Consider the following 17,633-nt stretch of genomic DNA (forward strand, 5'->3'; position numbering starts at 1 on the left):
TTTCGTGTTTCTTATTCTGCTTTCAACGCAGCCATCGTGATGTAGTTGTATGGTTGATTGAAGTGAGGCAAGAAGAAGATATCTAATAGCTTCATCTTGTCGATCGTTACGCCTTCTTCGATCGCTAGTGAGAACATGTGGATGCCCATTGCGATTTCAGATGTTCGTGATGCCATTTGTGCACCAACGATGCGGCGTGATTCTTCTTCATAGACGATGCGGATTTTAACCGTCGCATTTTCTTTCATGAAGCCTGGTTTTTGGGTATCTTCGTAATCAGAGTATTTCACTTTCATTCCATTACGTTCGGCAGCTTCTACTGACAAGCCAGTTGAAACCATGTTGTAGCCGAAGATCGAAATCCCGTTTGATCCTTGAACACCTGTTGATTCTAAAGAAGTTCCACCGATATTATGGGCAGCGACGATCCCTGAACGTACGGCATTCGTTGCTAATGCGATATACGTTGTTTGTTGCAAAGCATTTGAGTACACAGTTGCACAGTCACCAACTGCGTATACATCTGCATCGCTTGTCCGTTGATGGCGGTCCACTAAGTACGCGCCGTTAGCAAACAATTCCAAATGATCTTTGCCTAACTCGTTGTTTGGTAAGAAACCGATCGCGTTGATCACTAGGTCAACTGGGTATTCGCCGTTGTCTGTTACAACTGCTTCTACTTTCTCTGTTCCTTTGTATTCACGCGCTAATTCACCGAAATGCAATTCAATGCCATTGTCAGCTAAGTTTTTGTCCATATCTTCTGTGAACCATTTGTCGTAGTAGTTTGGCAATGCCCGTGTCGCTGCATCAAAAAGCAACACATTTTTGCCACGGCGTTTTGCTGCTTCAGCAATTTCAACACCGATGTAACCAGCACCGATAACGGCAACGTTTTTCACGTCTTCTGAGGCTAACTCTTGATCAACCGTTTGTCCGTCTTGGAATTTTTTCAAGAAATGGATGTTTTTCAAGTCACGTCCAGGTACTTTGGGTGAGATCGGAACAGATCCAGTTGCGATGACAACTTTGTCATAAGATTCAACGATCGTTTCACCTTCACTGGTCACAGCGTGTACTTCTTTTTTCTCAAAATCGATATGGTCAACCACTGTTTCCATATGGATTTTTGCACCTTTTGCTTCAAAATCTTCACGTTTTGTATAGAACAAGCCTTCGTATGAATCGATTTGACGTCCAACCCATAAAGCAGTCCCACAACCTAGGTAGCTTAAGTTTGTATTACGGTCGATCATTACGACCTCTTGGTCTTTGTAGTTATCTAATAATGTATTGGCAGCAGCAATCCCCGCGTGGTTTGCACCGATAATAACTGTTTTTGTCATGGAAAATTTCCTCCTTTTGTTTACATTGTCATTATAGCTCGCTTGTGAATTTGAAAACTATCAACTTTTTCGCGATTTTAAAAATTTGTGACAGTTTTTCGTTGATATACGTCACTTTCAGCGGGTTAAGTTTCTATATCAAAATTATTTTCGTCTTGCAAGTAAAAAGATTGTGAAAAAATATGTATTAAAAATCAAAGATTTTCCTTGTTATAAAAGCATTCTGCAAACCGATTGAATAAATTTCACAATACCCTGCCGCTTTTTCGTAACTATCGCGGCATCGATTCGCCGTGTTATACTGAGAGAAAAACATACAGGATGGGATCTTGATGAAGAAAAAAATCGTATTGCCACTACCGCCCTTATTGTCGGCATTAGAGCCACAGGATTTTTATTTAGAAGAAGAACTGCTTTTCGAAGGGGGGGTGTTCGAAGGCGGTGATTATAGCTATGATACTTGCAAAAACCTTATCTTGAAGCAATGTCATTTCAAGAAAGTGACGATGCAAAAAACACGCTTGAGTCAATGGGAATGTCAAAATGTCCTCTTTGAGAACTGCGATTTTTCTAATCTGGAATGTTTTGGTGCCAGCTTTCATCGTGTTCACTTTAAACAGTGTAAATTGACTGGTACGAATTTTGCGGAAAGCTATTTCCGTGACTGTACCTTTGAAGATTGCGTGGCAAACTTTGCTTCTTTTAGCAATACCAATTTACGGACGATGCTGTTTCGTCAGTGCCAACTAAACGACAGTGAGTTTTATGAGATGGATTGGAAACACTTGACGCTACAAGAAAACCAGTTGAACAATAGCAACTGGTTTCACACAAAATTAGCAACTTTAGATTTTCGGACCAATCAATTTCAAAAGATCGCGTTGTCCTTTGAACACTTGCGAGGACTAACAGTCGATCAAGAACAAGCCTTGGTCATCGCCGCCGGTCTAGGTTTGGTGATCGACTAACGAATTCTGCGCCATAAAGCAATCAACATCCAGACGGATAACACTAAACTGATCAACAAGGCAATACCCCAACCGAAAATACTATTGGTAAAAGGCAGCGGAACATTCATGCCAAAGAAACTGGTAACGATGGAAGGCACAGTCAATAAGAGGGACCAAACGGTCAAAAACTTCATGGTATCATTCAAGTTATTGTTTAATAGATTATTGTAGGTACCAGACAATTGTTCCAAAATTTGGAATGCCAGTTGGGTCATTTCCACTGCCTGTTTGGCTTCGATCAAGGCATCATCCAGTTGTTCCCGCTCATCATCATCCATCAAACGATAAATGGATAATGCTTTGATTTGCTCCAAGAGGACCGCATTTTGTTTCGTGGCAGACACTAAAAAAACCAGTCCAACTTCCAAATCAGACATTTGCAGTAAGTTTTTATTGGTTGTTTTTTCCCGTAGTCGCTGATTCAAGCGAATCCGCTCACTATTGACTTCTTCGACTAACGGAAAAAACGTGCCAGAAATCAAGAACAAGCTTTGAAACAAAAAATGAATGGGCGTTTGCAGCGGGTTTTGCAGGATCAAGCGCTCCATCATTGGAATCACATAACGGGTATTGTGGGATGCAAAAGTAAAGAGTTGCTTCCTTTTTAAAATAAACGTCATCGGGCTGGTCTCAAAATGATTTTCACGCTTTTCTTGCTGAGGTACATTGAAAACCAGCAGCAATGCTTCCTCTTCGGCATCATATTCGACCCGCGCGCGTTCGTTTTTATCTAAAGAGTACGTAAGCATCTCGTCAGACAAATGATATTGTTTTTGCAGTGCCATCACGCTTTTTGCGTCTTGTTGGTCTACTTGAATCCATTCATAGTTTCCGTCATAAAAGACATGTTTGTTTTCCACAATCCATCCTCCACTCTTGCTTTCTTCTATTATAAAAGAAAACAGCCAGAAGCCCAATCAAAGGACTTTCCTGGCTGTATTGGCTATTACTTATTTACGGGCGTCTTTCAAGGCCTCTTCCACCATCGTTAAAACGGCCTGTGCCGCTTGCGGGTCTTCGACAAAATTGAATTGATCGCCATCGATCTGGATCTTTGGACTCTCATTGTACTCTTCGTACCATTGATCGTAGCGTTTGTTCAACTCTTTGTAGTAGTCGTATAACGAAGGATCAAAGGTCAACTGCTCATATTCCCGCCCACGTTTTTCAATACGCTCCAACATCGTTTCAAAAGAAACGCGAATATGCACCAAAAGATCTGGATGCTTTTTGTGGGCTGCATACGGCAGCTCTTCCAACATATTGGCTAACAATTCATCATAGACCTTGACTTCGGTATCGGTTGCTCGCCCAAGGTCCGCATTTAAATGGAACAACAGTGAATCCTCATAAATGGAACGGTCCAAGACGTTATTGTCGTCTTTCATAGCTTGCTTGATACTTTCAAATCGTTTATTTAAGAAATAGATTTGCAGTAAAAACGCATATTTATTTGGATCTGCATAAAATAATGGTAACACTTCATTGTCATCGATCGATTCATAAAAGGCTTGACTGCCAAAATGATTGGCGATCAATGCGGTCAAACTTGATTTACCGGCACCAATCGTTCCTGCTAATACGATCACGCTCATATCCCCCAACTCACTCATCACTAAATATTGTATGTTGCATTTGCGATATCAACTATACAATACTATATCTTGTGCCGTCAACTGAAACTTTTGAAGCACAGATCAAGAAGTTTTTCAATAAAAGTTTAAAGATTTTTGCTTTTTTTTGAAATCTCATACGGAATGCTTAACGAAAGAGCCTTCTTCTAGTAAAATAGGAAAGGATCTTTAATTAAATTGTGTTTTTGTCAGGAGATAGTTACAATTGACTGACAAACGATAAATGAATCATGTGGGGTAAGCTCCCTAGAGAAATGAGGAAAATAATGTCAATTGGTACTGGCATAGCTACAGGAAAAATCATCTTAATGGGTGAACATTCAGTTGTTTACGGTGAACCAGCAATTGCTTTCCCTTTTGCGGGAGCAAAAGTACAAGTCGAGATCACAGCAAATGAAACAAACACCTTGATTTCAAGTTACTATCACGGTCTGCTTGAAGAAGTCCCCAGCCACTTAAAAAATGTCAAAGACTTGCTGCATCGTCTGCAACAAGACTTCCACACGGGTCCTTTTGCAACCTCCATCGTCAGCACTATCCCTTCTGAACGGGGAATGGGTTCTAGCGCGGCGGTCGCTGTTGCACTGACTCGCGCTTTTTTTGATTGGATCAAAAAAGACTTTACAAAAGAAGAATTGATGACCTATGTCAACTTTTCTGAAAAAATCGCTCACGGCAATCCTAGCGGGATCGATGCTGCAGCAGCTAGCGGGACGGATGCCATTTACTTTATCAAAGGGCATCCCATCACTTCGTTTCCCCTCACGATCGACGGTTATTTGCTCGTCGCTGATACTGGAATCAAAGGGCAAACGAGAGAAGCAGTCAAAAGTGTCGCCCATCTTTTTGAAACCAGCAAGCAGCTGGCTAGTCAAGCGATCCAGCGTTTAGGGATCGAAACCAAAAGAGCCAAAGAGGCCATCATAGCCAATCAATTAGAAGTATTAGGCGAAAGCATGAACAATGCCCATCAGGCCCTGCAGCAGTTAGGGGTCAGCAATCAGCAACTGGATCAGTTGGTTTCCTTAGCATTGGCACACGGGGCTTACGGGGCGAAGCTGACCGGCGGGGGCCGGGGCGGCTGTATGATCGCACTAACCAAAACGAAGGAACAGGCTGAGAATATCAGCCGTATTTTATTGTCCGATGGCGCTCGTGCGGCATGGATACAAGGATTAGGAGTTTATGAACATGTATAAGGGAAAGGCTCGCGCCTACACGAATATCGCATTGATCAAGTATTGGGGAAAACAAGACGAAACCTTCATTTTACCGATGAACAATAGTTTGTCCCTGACCCTCGATGCCTTTTACACAGAAACAACGGTGGCTTTTTCACCCGATTTTACACAGGATCGCTTTACGCTGGATGGCGTGGTGCAAACAGACGCTGCCACAAAAAAAGTTGCGGACTTTTTGGATCTGGTACGAAAAAAAGCGGACTGCCCGTGGTATGCCACGGTGGAAAGTCAAAACTTCGTCCCAACCGCTGCCGGACTTGCCTCTTCTGCCAGTGGATTAGCGGCATTGGCGGGTGCCTGTAGTGAAGCACTGGACTTAAACTTGTCAGAGCAAGAGTTATCCCGTTTGGCCCGTCGCGGTTCTGGTTCGGCTTGTCGGAGTATCTACGGCGGTTTTGCTGAATGGCATCAAGGCACCGATGAGACTTCTTTTGCCACCCAAGTGCCGTCGAATGGCTGGGAAGAAGAATTGAGTATGATTTTTATTTTGATCAACGCACAAGCCAAAGAAGTCTCCAGTCGTGAGGGGATGCGCCGAACCGTTGAAACCTCTAGCTTTTATCCAGGCTGGCTTTCTGCCACTGCGAGCGATCTCGTGAAAATGAAACAAGCGATTGCCGAAAAAGACTTTACTGCTTTAGGTGAAACGACCGAGGCCAACGCCTTGAAAATGCATGGAACGACCTTAGCCGCCGAACCACCTTTTACTTATTGGTCTTCTGAATCTTTGCGAGCCATGGAATGTGTCCGAATACTGCGAAAAAAAGGATTGGCTTGCTATTTCACGATGGATGCTGGTCCCAATGTCAAAGTTTTATGCCAAAAACAAGAAGAACAAACGATTTTACGTGAATTAAGTGCTCACTTTGCCTCAGAACAATTAGTAGCTGCTCATGCGGGCAAAGGATTAGCCTTTTTACCGGTGGAAGAATCTTCCCCTATCAACTAAGAAGCCATTAAGAAGCCATCGATTAGGAGTGTCGAAATGATTGAACTATCCGTTCCTGGAAAACTATTTATTGCTGGTGAATACGCCGTTGTCGAACCTGGTCATCCTGCAATCATCGTTGCCGTTGACCAATTTATCACGGTCACTGTTGAAGAGGCCCGTAAAAACGGCAGCATCCAGTCTGCCCAATACAGCGACCTGCCGATTCGCTGGACGCGTCGCAAAGGCGAATTAGTCTTAGACCACCGGGATAACCCGTTCCACTATATTTTGGCAGCCATTCGTCTGACGGAAAAATATGCCCAAGAAAAAGGCATCCCCCTTTCCTTTTACGATTTAAAAGTGACCAGTGAACTGGATAACTCGAATGGTCGCAAATATGGCCTCGGTTCCAGCGGTGCCGTGACTGTTGCCACGGTCAAAGCATTGAATCTGTACTATCAAATGGAAATGGATCGGTTGACCCAATTCAAAATTGCGGCTCTTGCCCATCTCGCTGTTCAAGGCAATGGGTCGTGCGGTGATATTGCGGCCTCTTGCTATGGCGGCTGGATCGCTTTTTCAACCTTCGATCACGACTGGGTCTTAGCCAAACAAAAAGACCATACCTTAACAGAATTGATCGCTTTCGATTGGCCAGGATTATCGATCCGTCCCTTGACGGTTCCGAAATCGCTTCGACTGCTGATTGGCTGGACAGGCTCTCCTGCCTCCACCTCTGATTTAGTGGATCAAGTCTATCAATCCAAAGAAGAAAAAGAAAACGCCTATGCTGCCTTTTTAGCAGCCAGCAAAGACTGCGTCAATCGATTGATCGACGGCTTCTTAAATGAAGACAGTCGCACGATCAAAAAAATGATCACGGAAAATCGAAAGCTCCTGCGGGAGTTGTCCGCACTGACTGGTGTGCCGATTGAAACTCCAGCACTTAAAAAGCTTTGTGATCTAGCAGAAAATTATTGTGGTGCAGCCAAATCTTCCGGTGCCGGCGGCGGCGATTGCGGTATCGTGATCGTTGACCAAAAAACCGGTATTTTACCATTGATGAGTGCGTGGGAAAAAGCCGAGATCACCCCCTTGCCGCTGCATGTTTACCATTACCGGGAGGACCTATCATGAATCGAAAAGATGAACATGTTTCCTTAGCAAAAGCGTTCCATAAAGAACACAGCAACGATTTTGATGCAGTTCGTTTGGTCCACCAATCATTTCCACAAATTGATGTGGCTGATGTGTCGATTGCGACAACTGTCTTTGATCGCTCATTTTCCAGCCCTTTTTTCATCAATGCTATGACGGGAGGCAGTGAAAAAACCTTAAAAATCAACCAAGAGTTAGCAGAGATCGCACAAGCCTGTGAGTTGATGATGGCAACCGGCTCCGTTTCGGCTGCCTTAAAAGACCCAAGTGTCGCCGATTCTTTCCGTATCGTCCGTAAAGCCAATCCTGACGGCTTCTTATTAGCCAATATTGGCGCGGGCAGTCCCGTTGAAAATGCACAGCGGGCAGTGGAACTGTTTGGCGCCGACGCCTTGCAGATCCATCTGAATGCACCGCAAGAATTAGTGATGCCCGAAGGCGATCGTCAATTCAGCCAATGGCTGTCCTTATTGGAAAAAACGATGGCTTCTGTTGCCGTTCCGGTTGTCGTAAAAGAGGTCGGCTTTGGGATGTCCCGTGAAACGATCCAGCAGTTACTGGCGATCGGCGTACAAACGATTGATGTTGCTGGCAGCGGCGGCACAAGTTTTACTCAAATCGAAAATGCTCGTCGAAAAAAACGTGAATTGGCGTATTTAGACACCTTTGGTCAATCCACCGTGATTTCCTTGCTGGAAGCAAATGAGATCCAACAGCCCTTTACCCGCATCGCTTCAGGCGGGGTTCGGGATGCTTACGATATCTTCAAAGCACTTTGCCTTGGTGCGGATAGCGTAGGACTATCCGCCACGATCCTCGTGCTGCTTTTGTCAAAAGGCAAAGAAGAAACCATCGCCACCTTACAATCATGGAAGGAACAGCTGCAGCTGCTCTACACAATGGCAGGACAGACAAGCACCAAAGACCTTACCAAGGTTCAGCTGATTTTTTCTGGTGCTGTCAAAGAGTGGTGTGAAGCACGCCAGATTCCCTTAGCAAAGTATAGTTTGCGTTAAGCGATCCAATCGCTGACTACCACATCGAACAAGCAAAAGTAGTACAATTCGTTTTTTATTGTACTGCTTTTTTTGTGTTTATTTTTCTATAATAACGGATTCTCCATTTGCAATCCGGACATAAACGTTATTTAATCGCTACTTGATAATCACTTTCATTATCAGGTACGTTGTTTTTTTACCATCTTGTTTTCGAATGTGCTATGCTCAAGTTGAGGGAGGAACAATCGATTGTTTCTTGAGAAAAGGATCGGTTTTTTCATTCCTAGACTACATTCAAAAGGAGGCGTTTCTTATGAGTAAATCCGAATCGTCGGCTGTTTTTTCAACGATTGCTTGTTTGCTATTGATGGCAACTGGCTTTCTTATGGCATCTTTTTCCATTGCTTATAGCTTTGTCCCTTATCTGTTAGCGATTCTTGCCGGGGGTTGGAAACAAACCTGGGAAGGCACGCAAGAATTGGTGCACGACAAACGGTTGAACGTCGATCTACTGATGACGTTAGCCGCCATTGGTGCCTGTATCATTGGGCATTGGTTTGAAGGGGCGATGCTGACCTTTATCTTTTGTTTGAGCGGTGCCCTTGAGGAATATACGACCAACAAAAGTACGCGAGAAATTAGTTCATTAATGGCACTGCAACCAACGACTGCCTTAAAAATGATTGAATCTGGGGAGCTCGTCGAAGTACCAGTCGAAGCCCTTCAGTTAAAAGATACGATTATGGTGGCAAAAGGCAGTGCGATCCCGATCGACGGTATAGTGATCCAAGGAACCAGCAGTGTTGATGAGGCGGCCATCAGTGGCGAATCCATTCCTGTCGAGAAACGTTTAGGCAGTGAAGTCTTTGGGGGAACCATCAACCTTGGGCAGCCATTGTACATTGAAGTTACTCAAACGAGTGAAAACACCCGCTTTGCAAAAATCATTCAGTTGGTGGAAGAAGCGCAGCAAATGCCAAGTCAAACGGCGACCCTGATCGAAAAAATCGAACGGATCTATGTGCCGATCGTCCTGATCGCCGTCCCACTAATGATCGTTTTGTGTACGTTTTTCACGAATTGGGGGTTCCAAGAAAGTTTTTATCGTGGCATGGTCTTACTAGTAGTGGCATCCCCTTGTGCCTTAGTCGCCTCTGCTACTCCTGCGATGTTAGCAGCCATTTCTCACGCTGCTCGTTTGGGCGTTTTATGCAAAGGCGGACAAGCCTTGGATGCCTTTGCCAATGTCAAAGCGATCGCTTTTGACAAAACGGGGACGCTGACTCGCGGCAAACCTGCTGTCACTGATGTCCATCTGTTGCTGGATGAACCCTTTATTCCCCAACTGATCGTCGGGATGGAAAAACAATCAAATCACCCATTGGCTGAAGCGATCTTGGCGTATTTTCATGATGAAAAGCCGTTGGAATTAGCCGTGGAAGAACAAGCGGGGGTCGGTCTAGCCGCCACTTACCAAGCTGCCCATTGGACGATTGGAAAAGAAGTCGATCTAACCTCTGTTGCTGCCAGTGAGCAAACCCGCATCCACGAATTGAAAGCAGCTGGAAAAACCTTGATTTATATCAATCGTGACCGTGTGTTAGCAGGGTATTTAGCGCTATTGGATCAGCCCCGTCCTGAAGCTCGCGAGAGTCTTGCCTACTTCAATGAGCAGGGGATTCACACGACGATGCTGACGGGTGATCATTTAGGTACTGCTAAAGTGATCGCAGCAGAAATCGGCTTGTCTGACTATGAAAGTGATTGCCTGCCTGATGAGAAAACCACTCGGATCAAAGAAATGAAAGAAACCTACAAAATCAATGCGATGGTCGGTGATGGGATCAATGATGCCCCCGCCTTAGCGACCGCAAGTGTGGGGATCGCGATGGGCGAAGGAACCGACGTCGCAATGGATGTGGCGGACATCGTCTTGATGAAAAATGATTTGCTGCGCTTGGTCGACAGTCACCGTTTGGCTAAAAAATTACAGCGGATCATCAAACAAAACATCGTCTTTTCTATCAGTGTCATCTTGTTGCTGATTGCTTCAAACTTCCTTGAATTTCTCACGCTGCCTCTAGGGGTCGTGGGTCATGAAGGAAGCACGATCTTAGTTATCTTAAACGGGTTGCGTATGCTTTTGCCATTACACAAAGAAACACCCCATCAAGCCAAACCAACTCGCAAAGATTGTGATGATTGCGTCTTGTATCAACAGTCTTTGCATACGTGATCACTACTTGCATTAGAAAAACGCCCGTTGTTGGCACTTCACTAGAAGTCCATCAACGGGCGTTTTGCTGTTTTTTCCTATTTATGCGTGATTGTCAAGTTGTTCCGTGTAGAGTTTGCCATCGTACATCTTAAAGAATGGATAATAGCAGAGAATGGAAACCCCTAAGTTGATCAAAGCGATCAGGATGGCTCGGAAATCACCGCCGGTTCCTAAAAACGCCCCTATGCCCACCGGTGAAATCCAGGGAATTCCCGTAATGACTTTATCGACAAAGCCAAACGAGCTAGCAAAGTAAGCAATCGTCACGTTGATCAAAGGTGTTACGATAAAGGGGATGATCAAATACGGATTGTAGACGATCGGTGCCCCGAAGATCACTGGTTCATTGATGTTAAAAAGCCCCGGTAAGATCGCTGCTTTTCCTAAGACTTTGAGCTGTTGTGATTTTGCCACAAACAGCATCAATAAAACCAATCCAAGCGTACTTCCTGCTCCGCCCATAAAAATATACATGTTCACAAAATCCCCAGCAAAAATATTATTGGCACCATCTATATTTTCAGTTAGAGCCACCAATAGGATGGGATTGATGAAACTATTTTTAATAACTGCCGTCCCATGAACCCCCACTGCCCATAAGAGATGGATAAGGAGCATAATCACGATGATTCCTAACCAAGAACCCGTCAACTCCTTCACGAATTCAAATGGTTTGGATAGCAATCCGTGAAGATCCGTGTGGAAAACCGCCAGTACTCCATTGATCGCCACCATCAAAAAGGCAATCAAAATCGCTGGGATCAATGACGCAAATGCTTTGCTGACTCCATCAGGAACCCCTTCAGGCATCTGGATGGTGATCTTTCTTTTTACACAAAAACGATAGACTGACGTAGCAAGTACTGCAGTGATAATCCCGATGAAGATCCCTACTCCACTGAAGCGAGTGATCCAACCGCCTAAAGCGATCCCATTATAAACAATGGCGGTTTCGCTCTCTGACTGCAGCAATTGTGCCGCACCATCTGTGATATCGACTTGGACGATCGTCATTAAAAAGGCAAACAAACTTAATAACGCCCCTACAAAACTGCTCATAGTCAAATGCTCTTCTTTATGATAGATCTCAGTTAAATAATACCCTGTTGCTAAACAATAAAAAACAGCAATCGAGCCAACAGACATGGTAGTTACGACACTATAAAGCGGTGAAAATCGTAAAATCGTTTGTTCGAAAAAGCCAGCCAGTGGTGGAATGATTTGTGGTAAATTATTGATGATTAAAAAAATCGATCCGACGATCGTAAAAGGGACCGTAATGATCCCTGCTTGCATGATTGCGCGAATAAAGCGTAAATTCGCCAACTTATTCAAAGGCGGCATCAAACGCGTTTCTAAAAAGGTAAAAACACTTGTCATCGTTACTCCTCCAACGAAGGGATCGCCCCTTCTTCAATCAGCTTTTGGTACCAATAAAAGCTGTCTTTTCTCACTCGTTTTTGTTCTTTTTCCTCTGCGTCATTGCGATCCACGTAAATAAAGCCATACCGTTTTCGAATCCCTTCATGCACACTGATCAAATCAATGGCAGACCAAGGGCTGTATCCCATCAGTTCCACCCCAGCATTGATCGCTGCTAAGCATTGACTGATATGCTGCGATAAATAGTCGATGCGGTACGGATCATGAACCGTGCCATCTGCTTCTAGATGGTCTTCGGCCCCTAAGCCGTTTTCGGTAATGATGATCGGTAAGTGGTAACGATCATAAAGTGTTTGCAACGTCGTTTTCAGCCCCAAGGGATCGATGGTCCAATTGAAGGCATTTTTCTTCAAGAACGTATTGGTGAACCCTTTGTAAAAACCACGCTCCATAATGTCTTCACTTTGCTGATCGCTGATACCATTCTTCATGTCCCCAGCTTCCGTCGGCTGCTCCACTGTCACTGTGGTGTAGAAGTTCATCGCGACAAAGTCAGGCTTAGCCCGTTCCATCAACGCCTTATCCTCCGGACCAAAGTCAATCGTGAGGCCGTTTTGGTTCAAATAATCTTGAAAGACCGAATTATAACGACCGAAGCAGGCGAAATCAAGGTACGCCCAGTTCCGGACACTGTTGAAATACAACGCTGCTTGGTTGTCTTCTGGTCGACTAGTCGCCGCATAGACCAAGGAAATATTTGGGACCGGTCCGATTTTGCCATTCGGTACGATTTCATGACACGCTTCGAAAGCATATTTTTCAGCGATCATCAGGTGATGAAATTGCTGGTATTTTTCTGATAATGGAATCTTTTTCCCTAATATTTTTTGATCCACCAGCAGCATGATATTTGGTTCATTGATCGTCAGCCAGTGCGTCACTCGATCCCCATAGGCTGTAAACAGCGTTTTGGCGTATGCGGCAAATGCCTCAACGGTGCTGCGTTTTGTCCAGCCGCCTTCGTCTTCCAATGCTTGCGGCAAGTCAAAATGGTTCAACGTTACAAAGGGCTGAATGCCGTGTTTCAGCAATTCATCAATGACATCGCTGTAATGATCCAAGCCTTTTTGATTAATAGTACCGCGCCCTTCTGGAAAAATTCGCGACCAAGCGATCGAAAAGCGGAAAATTTTGATCCCCATTTCTGCTAACAAGGCGATATCCTCTTTGTACTGGTGGTAATGGTCGACAGCCACAGTAAAATCCGCGATCTTGTGGTTGTCTCTTGGACGAGTATCTTGGACACTCAGTCCCTTGCTATCGGTTTGATACGCTCCTTCGGTTTGGTGAGCGGAAATCGATGCTCCCCATAAAAAATCAGTTGGAAATGTTTGTTTCATATCGTACTCCTTATCCTAAATAAGATGCGTTTAACATCTTAGAATTATTGCTTGCATGGCAAAGACAATATTCTGAATTATCTCTTATTTTTCGCGGTAACGCAAAAAATAACTCCTGTCAAGTAAGACCCTTTTGAAGATGTGCTACTTAGACACAAAAAAAGCAAAGTCCAGTTTCCTAGACTTTGCTTATGATTTAGAAGTAGCAGCTTATTTTTGCTCTGCTTTATCTTCGTTCAATAGTGCTTTTCTTGAAAGGTTCACACGGCCTTGTTTGTCGATTTCTGTGACCTTCACTAAGATTTCGTCGCCTTCTTTGACAACGTCTTCTACTTTGTTGACCCGTTCGTTCGCAAGTTGTGAAATGTGAACTAAGCCGTCTTTGCCTTTGATCAAGTTGACAAACGCACCGAATTTTTCAACACGGACAACTTTCCCAAGGTACACTTCGCCAACTTTTACTTCTTTCGTCAATTCTTCAATGATCTTGATAGCTTTTTGGATCATTTCTGCATCAGCAGAAGCAATCGAAACTTTTCCGTCTTGATCAATATCGATTTTCACGCCAGTTTCATCAATGATGCCATTGATGGTGTCGCCGCCTTTACCGATTACATCTTTGATCTTCGCAGGATCGATTTGGATCATTTCGATCTTCGGTGCGTATTGGCTTAACTCTTCACGAGGAGCAGCCAATGTTGATGTCAATTCATTTAAGATTTCCATCCGTGCTTTTTTCGCTTGACTTAATGCTTCTGTCAAGATTTGTTCAGTGATTCCTTGGATCTTGATATCCATTTGTAACGCAGTGATCCCATCTTTGGTTCCAGCAACTTTAAAGTCCATATCGCCAAGGTGATCTTCTAAGCCTTGAATATCAGTTAAGATCGTGTAGTTTTCACCATCAGATACAAGTCCCATTGCGATACCTGCAACTGGTGCTTTGATTGGCACCCCTGCATCCATCAATGCTAAAGTTCCAGCACAAATACTTGCTTGAGAAGAAGAACCATTTGATTCTAATACTTCTGCAACGAGACGGATTGTGTAAGGGAAGTCTGTTTCATCAGGAATCACTTGTGCTAAGGCACGTTCGCCTAATGCACCATGACCGATTTCACGACGTCCTGGTGAGCCGGCACGACCAGTCGAACCAACAGAAAATTGAGGGAAGTTGTAATGGTGGATGAATCGTTTTGATTCTTCAACCCCTAATCCATCAATGATTTGGTGTTCTCCTAAAGGTGCTAACGTACAGGCGGACAATGCTTGGGTTTGTCCCCGAGTAAATAGACCAGAACCATGAACACGTGGCAATAAGCCAACTTCTGATGCCAGTGGACGGATTTCGTCTAATTGACGACCATCCGGACGAATCTTGTCGATAGTAATCAATTCGCGAACCACATCTTTTTCAAGATCTTCCGCGATTTGTTTCACTTCTTTCAAGAATTGTGCTTCCTCTTCATGTCCAGCAAATTTTTCTGCATACACTTCTTTCACTGTGTCTTTGACTTTATCGATCTCGTCTTCACGAGCCAATTTTTCTTCAGTCATAACAGCAGTTTTCATTGTTTGGTAGTAGCCGTCGAAAATTTCTTTTTTTAAGTCAGCATCTACTTGTAACAATTTGACTTCCATTTTTGGTTTGCCCACAGCTGCGACAACTTCTTCTTGGAAGGCAACCAATTCTTGGATAGCATCAAAACCGAATAATAACGCACCTAACATGTCTTCTTCAGAAACTTCTTTCGCGCCTGATTCAACCATGTTGATGGCTTTTTTCGTTCCAGCTACTGTCAATTCGATATCGGTTTGTTCTGCTTGTTCTACTGTTGGATTCAAGACGTACTCGCCATTGACCCGACCAACATCAACACCAGCGATCGGTCCGTCAAACGGGATATCTGAAATAGACAATGCTAAAGAAGAACCTAACATTGCCGCCATTGCTGGCGTACAATCTTGCTCAACACTCATTACGATGTTTGTTACTTGCACTTCGTTACGGAAACCTTCCGCAAACATTGGACGGATCGGACGATCGATCAAGCGGGCAGTCAAGGTTGCTTCCGTACTTGGACGTCCTTCCCGTTTGATAAAGCCACCAGGTACTTTCCCTACAGCATACATTTTTTCTTCGTAATTGATTGTTAATGGGAAAAAGTCGGTATCTTTTGCTTCCTTAGATGCAACCGCTGCACTTAGGACAACCGTATCGCCATAACGAACCAATACAGCTCCGTTTGCTTGTTTGGCTAATTGGCCAACTTCTACTTCTAATGGGCGGCCGCCCCAAGTTGTTTTGAATACTTGTTTTTCTGTCATGTTCTGCTCCTTTTCATCGGATCCCAGCAAGTCACTACTAAACAAATGAAAAAATCGGAATGTCGTTCCGCTGCTTTCATTTGGTTAGTAGGATGCTGCTTACAAGGACCCAAAATTCTTTTTAGCTGCGCTTTTTGATTCACCAGTCAAAAGGCCGCTCTTTCGGTGTTTCACTTTTTAGATGGCTCGAGATCACCTGTCAGACTGCATCAGCTGTTTTAGCCGACACTGCAGTCGCAGTGATTCCGCTGCTTGGTCACTACGCTCGTTTCCCTCGCCTAGTACTATTCGTCATCTGCTCTGTGCGGCTTACGCCGCCCAGTCGCAGTGATTCCGCTGCTTGGTCACTACGCTCGTTTCCCTCGCCTAGTACTATTCATCATCTGCTCTGTGCGGCTTGCGCCGCCCAGTCGCAGTGATTCCGCTGCTTGGTCACTACGCTCGTTTCCCTCGCCTAGTACTATTCATCATCTGCTCTGTGCGGCTTGCGCCGCTCAGTCGCAGTGATTCATAGCAAAAAAGTGAGATTCGGGTTGAACCTCACTTTTCTTTGTTTGATTAACGACGTAATCCTAAAGCTTGGATTAATTCGCGGTAACGTTGTACGTCTTTTTGACGTAGGTAAGCTAATAAGTTACGACGATGTCCAACTTTTTTCATCAACCCACGGTATGAATGGTGGTCTTTTTTGTGCATACGTGCATGTTCGTTCAAATGGTTGATTTCTTCTGTTAAAACAGCGATTTGAACTTCTGGAGAACCAGTATCTCCTTCATGACGTGCAAATTTGTTGATGATTTCGTTTTTGCGTTCTTTTGAAATTGCCATGTTTTTCACCTCTTTTTCTTTTTCCCCTGCGACTGAGTAAAACGTTGGTGATTCGTTAAACCAAGTAACAGGTACTGTGCTTTTCACACGTAATTACTTTACTTGATTCTAAGGAAAAAAGCAAGTTTATCTACCTATTCTTTTCGTTTCTTTTGAAAGCTCCTCCAAAACTTATGTTATACTTAGGATACTACTCTATCTAAAGGAAGTGTAAGGATGAGCGTTCTTTCCCGAATCGAGAGCATGAAAAATGAATTATCGCTTTCTGAGAAGAAACTCTTCGCATTCATGGAGGCCAATCCTGAAAAAGTGCCGTCGATGACTGCGAGTCAATTAGCAGAAGCCACTGGGATCAGTGCGCCGACTGTCGTACGCTTTGCGAAAAAAACCGGCTTTGCTAGTTTGACAGATTTAAAAATACAATTATCTGCGGAATCCGGCTTGCGCCAAAATGCCAATGAAAACTTGGGCTATGCCGATGTTGAATTAAATGAGCCCTTTCATGCCATCACATCTAAATTAAGCCACAATGCACAGGTGACTATGAATGAGACGGCCCAATTGTTAGAAGAACAGCTGATGTTGGCTGCCGCTGAACTGATCGCGACTCGTGAGCGAATCTTTGTCTGCGGGATCGGTGCTTCTTCATTGATCGCACAAGATATCCAACAAAAATGGACCCGTTTAGGCAAAATCGTCGTGTTTGAAAATGACTACAATCTCTTGTTGCCGCAACTCGTCAAAAACGAGAAAAAAAGTCTCCTCTGGGTCATTTCCAACAGTGGACACACGCCTGAGATGGTTCACTTAGCAGAAATCGTTAAAAATCTTGGCGTCCCGATTCTGTCACTCACCCGATTTGGCAGTAATCCGTTAACAAAGTTGGCGGATGTTCCCCTGCAAGTGTCCCGTTCCAAAGAAGCCAACCAACGTAGTGCTGCTACGAATTCGATTATCGCCCACCTATTGGCGGTCGATGTCCTTTTCTATGTCTTTTTAAGCAAGAATGAAAAGCTGGCACGCAATATCTATGCCTCACGCCAAGCCATTGCCGATTTTCGTGAGAAGTATTTATAAAATATTCATAGCCAAAGAAGT

General features: G+C 44.1%; 14 protein-coding genes. 7 read left to right on the forward strand and 7 right to left on the reverse strand.

Annotation, left to right across the window (positions count from 1 at the left end):
- Positions 1-11 precede the first annotated feature (11 nt).
- Positions 12-1,346, reverse strand: a complete 1,335-nt coding sequence (gene nox, locus IGI88_RS04130) for a H2O-forming NADH oxidase (protein WP_429960236.1) — start codon at positions 1,344-1,346, stop codon at positions 12-14.
- A gap of 332 nt (positions 1,347-1,678) precedes the next feature.
- Here nox and IGI88_RS04135 point away from each other — a divergent pair, with 332 nt between their 5' ends.
- Positions 1,679-2,314 (forward strand): pentapeptide repeat-containing protein, encoded by a 636-nt coding sequence (locus IGI88_RS04135; RefSeq protein ID WP_005233801.1) that lies wholly within the window; start codon positions 1,679-1,681, stop codon positions 2,312-2,314.
- On the opposite strand, the gene IGI88_RS04140 is transcribed toward IGI88_RS04135, so the two are convergent.
- A complete protein-coding gene (locus tag IGI88_RS04140) occupies positions 2,311-3,216 on the reverse strand; it encodes a magnesium transporter CorA family protein (RefSeq protein WP_008379505.1) in 906 nt (301 codons plus the stop codon). The genes IGI88_RS04135 and IGI88_RS04140 overlap by 4 nt on opposite strands.
- A 90-nt stretch (positions 3,217-3,306) precedes the next feature.
- Positions 3,307-3,951 carry a deoxynucleoside kinase gene (locus tag IGI88_RS04145; RefSeq protein WP_008379503.1) on the reverse strand — a complete coding sequence of 215 codons (645 nt, stop codon included), beginning with the start codon at positions 3,949-3,951 and terminating at the stop codon, positions 3,307-3,309.
- Positions 3,952-4,256: 305 nt separating this feature from the next.
- On the opposite strand from IGI88_RS04145, the gene mvk reads away from it, so the two are divergent.
- The 5 genes from mvk to IGI88_RS04170 all read left to right on the forward strand — a co-directional run bounded on the left by mvk (position 4,257) and on the right by IGI88_RS04170 (position 10,554).
- Positions 4,257-5,189, forward strand: a complete 933-nt coding sequence (gene mvk, locus IGI88_RS04150; RefSeq protein WP_196043781.1) for a mevalonate kinase — start codon at positions 4,257-4,259, stop codon at positions 5,187-5,189.
- Entirely contained in the window at positions 5,182-6,180 is a 999-nt protein-coding gene (gene mvaD, locus IGI88_RS04155; RefSeq protein WP_429960237.1) for a diphosphomevalonate decarboxylase, read from the forward strand. Before mvk ends, mvaD begins: the two co-directional genes overlap by 8 nt.
- A 36-nt stretch (positions 6,181-6,216) precedes the next feature.
- Positions 6,217-7,299, forward strand: coding sequence for a phosphomevalonate kinase (locus tag IGI88_RS04160; RefSeq protein WP_016609860.1), 1,083 nt, complete (start codon positions 6,217-6,219; stop codon positions 7,297-7,299).
- Positions 7,296-8,336 (forward strand): type 2 isopentenyl-diphosphate Delta-isomerase, encoded by a 1,041-nt coding sequence (gene fni, locus IGI88_RS04165; RefSeq protein WP_289230002.1) that lies wholly within the window; start codon positions 7,296-7,298, stop codon positions 8,334-8,336. The genes IGI88_RS04160 and fni overlap by 4 nt, the downstream gene beginning before the upstream one ends.
- Positions 8,337-8,631: 295 nt before the next feature.
- A complete protein-coding gene (locus IGI88_RS04170) occupies positions 8,632-10,554 on the forward strand; it encodes a heavy metal translocating P-type ATPase (protein WP_429960238.1) in 1,923 nt (640 codons plus the stop codon).
- A gap of 81 nt (positions 10,555-10,635) precedes the next feature.
- On the opposite strand, the gene celB is transcribed toward IGI88_RS04170, so the two are convergent.
- The 4 genes from celB to rpsO form a co-directional block, all read right to left on the reverse strand.
- Entirely contained in the window at positions 10,636-11,976 is a 1,341-nt protein-coding gene (gene celB / locus IGI88_RS04175) for a PTS cellobiose transporter subunit IIC (protein WP_429960239.1), read from the reverse strand.
- Between the two features lie 2 nt (positions 11,977-11,978).
- Positions 11,979-13,379: a glycoside hydrolase family 1 protein gene (locus IGI88_RS04180; protein WP_429960240.1), complete on the reverse strand. Its 1,401-nt coding sequence runs from the start codon at positions 13,377-13,379 to the stop codon at positions 11,979-11,981.
- 210 nt (positions 13,380-13,589) lie between these two features.
- Entirely contained in the window at positions 13,590-15,707 is a 2,118-nt protein-coding gene (gene pnp, locus IGI88_RS04185; RefSeq protein WP_034878301.1) for a polyribonucleotide nucleotidyltransferase, read from the reverse strand.
- Between the two features lie 558 nt (positions 15,708-16,265).
- On the reverse strand, positions 16,266-16,535 hold the full coding sequence (rpsO, locus tag IGI88_RS04190; protein ID WP_005228072.1) for a 30S ribosomal protein S15: 270 nt from the start codon (positions 16,533-16,535) through the stop codon (positions 16,266-16,268).
- A gap of 216 nt (positions 16,536-16,751) precedes the next feature.
- Here rpsO and IGI88_RS04195 point away from each other — a divergent pair, with 216 nt between their 5' ends.
- Positions 16,752-17,612, forward strand: coding sequence for a MurR/RpiR family transcriptional regulator (locus IGI88_RS04195; protein WP_008379484.1), 861 nt, complete (start codon positions 16,752-16,754; stop codon positions 17,610-17,612).
- The last annotated feature ends 21 nt before the right edge of the window (positions 17,613-17,633 follow it).

Origin of the sequence: Enterococcus sp. AZ179 (assembly GCF_050498885.1) — a bacterium.
In the GTDB taxonomy this organism is placed as follows: Bacteria; Bacillota; Bacilli; order Lactobacillales; family Enterococcaceae; genus Enterococcus_D; species Enterococcus_D entomosocium.

Bases quoted from the DNA above. Each gene is read 5' to 3' on its own strand.
- nox (WP_429960236.1), bottom strand. From the start codon at position 1,346: ATGACAAAAACAGTTATTATCGGTGCAAACCACGCGGGGATTGCTGCT.
- IGI88_RS04135 (WP_005233801.1), top strand. From the start codon at position 1,679: ATGAAGAAAAAAATCGTATTGCCACTACCGCCCTTATTGTCGGCATTA.
- IGI88_RS04145 (WP_008379503.1), bottom strand. From the start codon at position 3,951: ATGAGCGTGATCGTATTAGCAGGAACGATTGGTGCCGGTAAATCAAGT.
- mvk (WP_196043781.1), top strand. From the start codon at position 4,257: ATGTCAATTGGTACTGGCATAGCTACAGGAAAAATCATCTTAATGGGT.
- mvaD (WP_429960237.1), top strand. From the start codon at position 5,182: ATGTATAAGGGAAAGGCTCGCGCCTACACGAATATCGCATTGATCAAG.
- IGI88_RS04160 (WP_016609860.1), top strand. From the start codon at position 6,217: ATGATTGAACTATCCGTTCCTGGAAAACTATTTATTGCTGGTGAATAC.
- fni (WP_289230002.1), top strand. From the start codon at position 7,296: ATGAATCGAAAAGATGAACATGTTTCCTTAGCAAAAGCGTTCCATAAA.
- IGI88_RS04170 (WP_429960238.1), top strand. From the start codon at position 8,632: ATGAGTAAATCCGAATCGTCGGCTGTTTTTTCAACGATTGCTTGTTTG.
- celB (WP_429960239.1), bottom strand. From the start codon at position 11,976: ATGACAAGTGTTTTTACCTTTTTAGAAACGCGTTTGATGCCGCCTTTG.
- IGI88_RS04180 (WP_429960240.1), bottom strand. From the start codon at position 13,379: ATGAAACAAACATTTCCAACTGATTTTTTATGGGGAGCATCGATTTCC.
- pnp (WP_034878301.1), bottom strand. From the start codon at position 15,707: ATGACAGAAAAACAAGTATTCAAAACAACTTGGGGCGGCCGCCCATTA.
- rpsO (WP_005228072.1), bottom strand. From the start codon at position 16,535: ATGGCAATTTCAAAAGAACGCAAAAACGAAATCATCAACAAATTTGCA.
- IGI88_RS04195 (WP_008379484.1), top strand. From the start codon at position 16,752: ATGAGCGTTCTTTCCCGAATCGAGAGCATGAAAAATGAATTATCGCTT.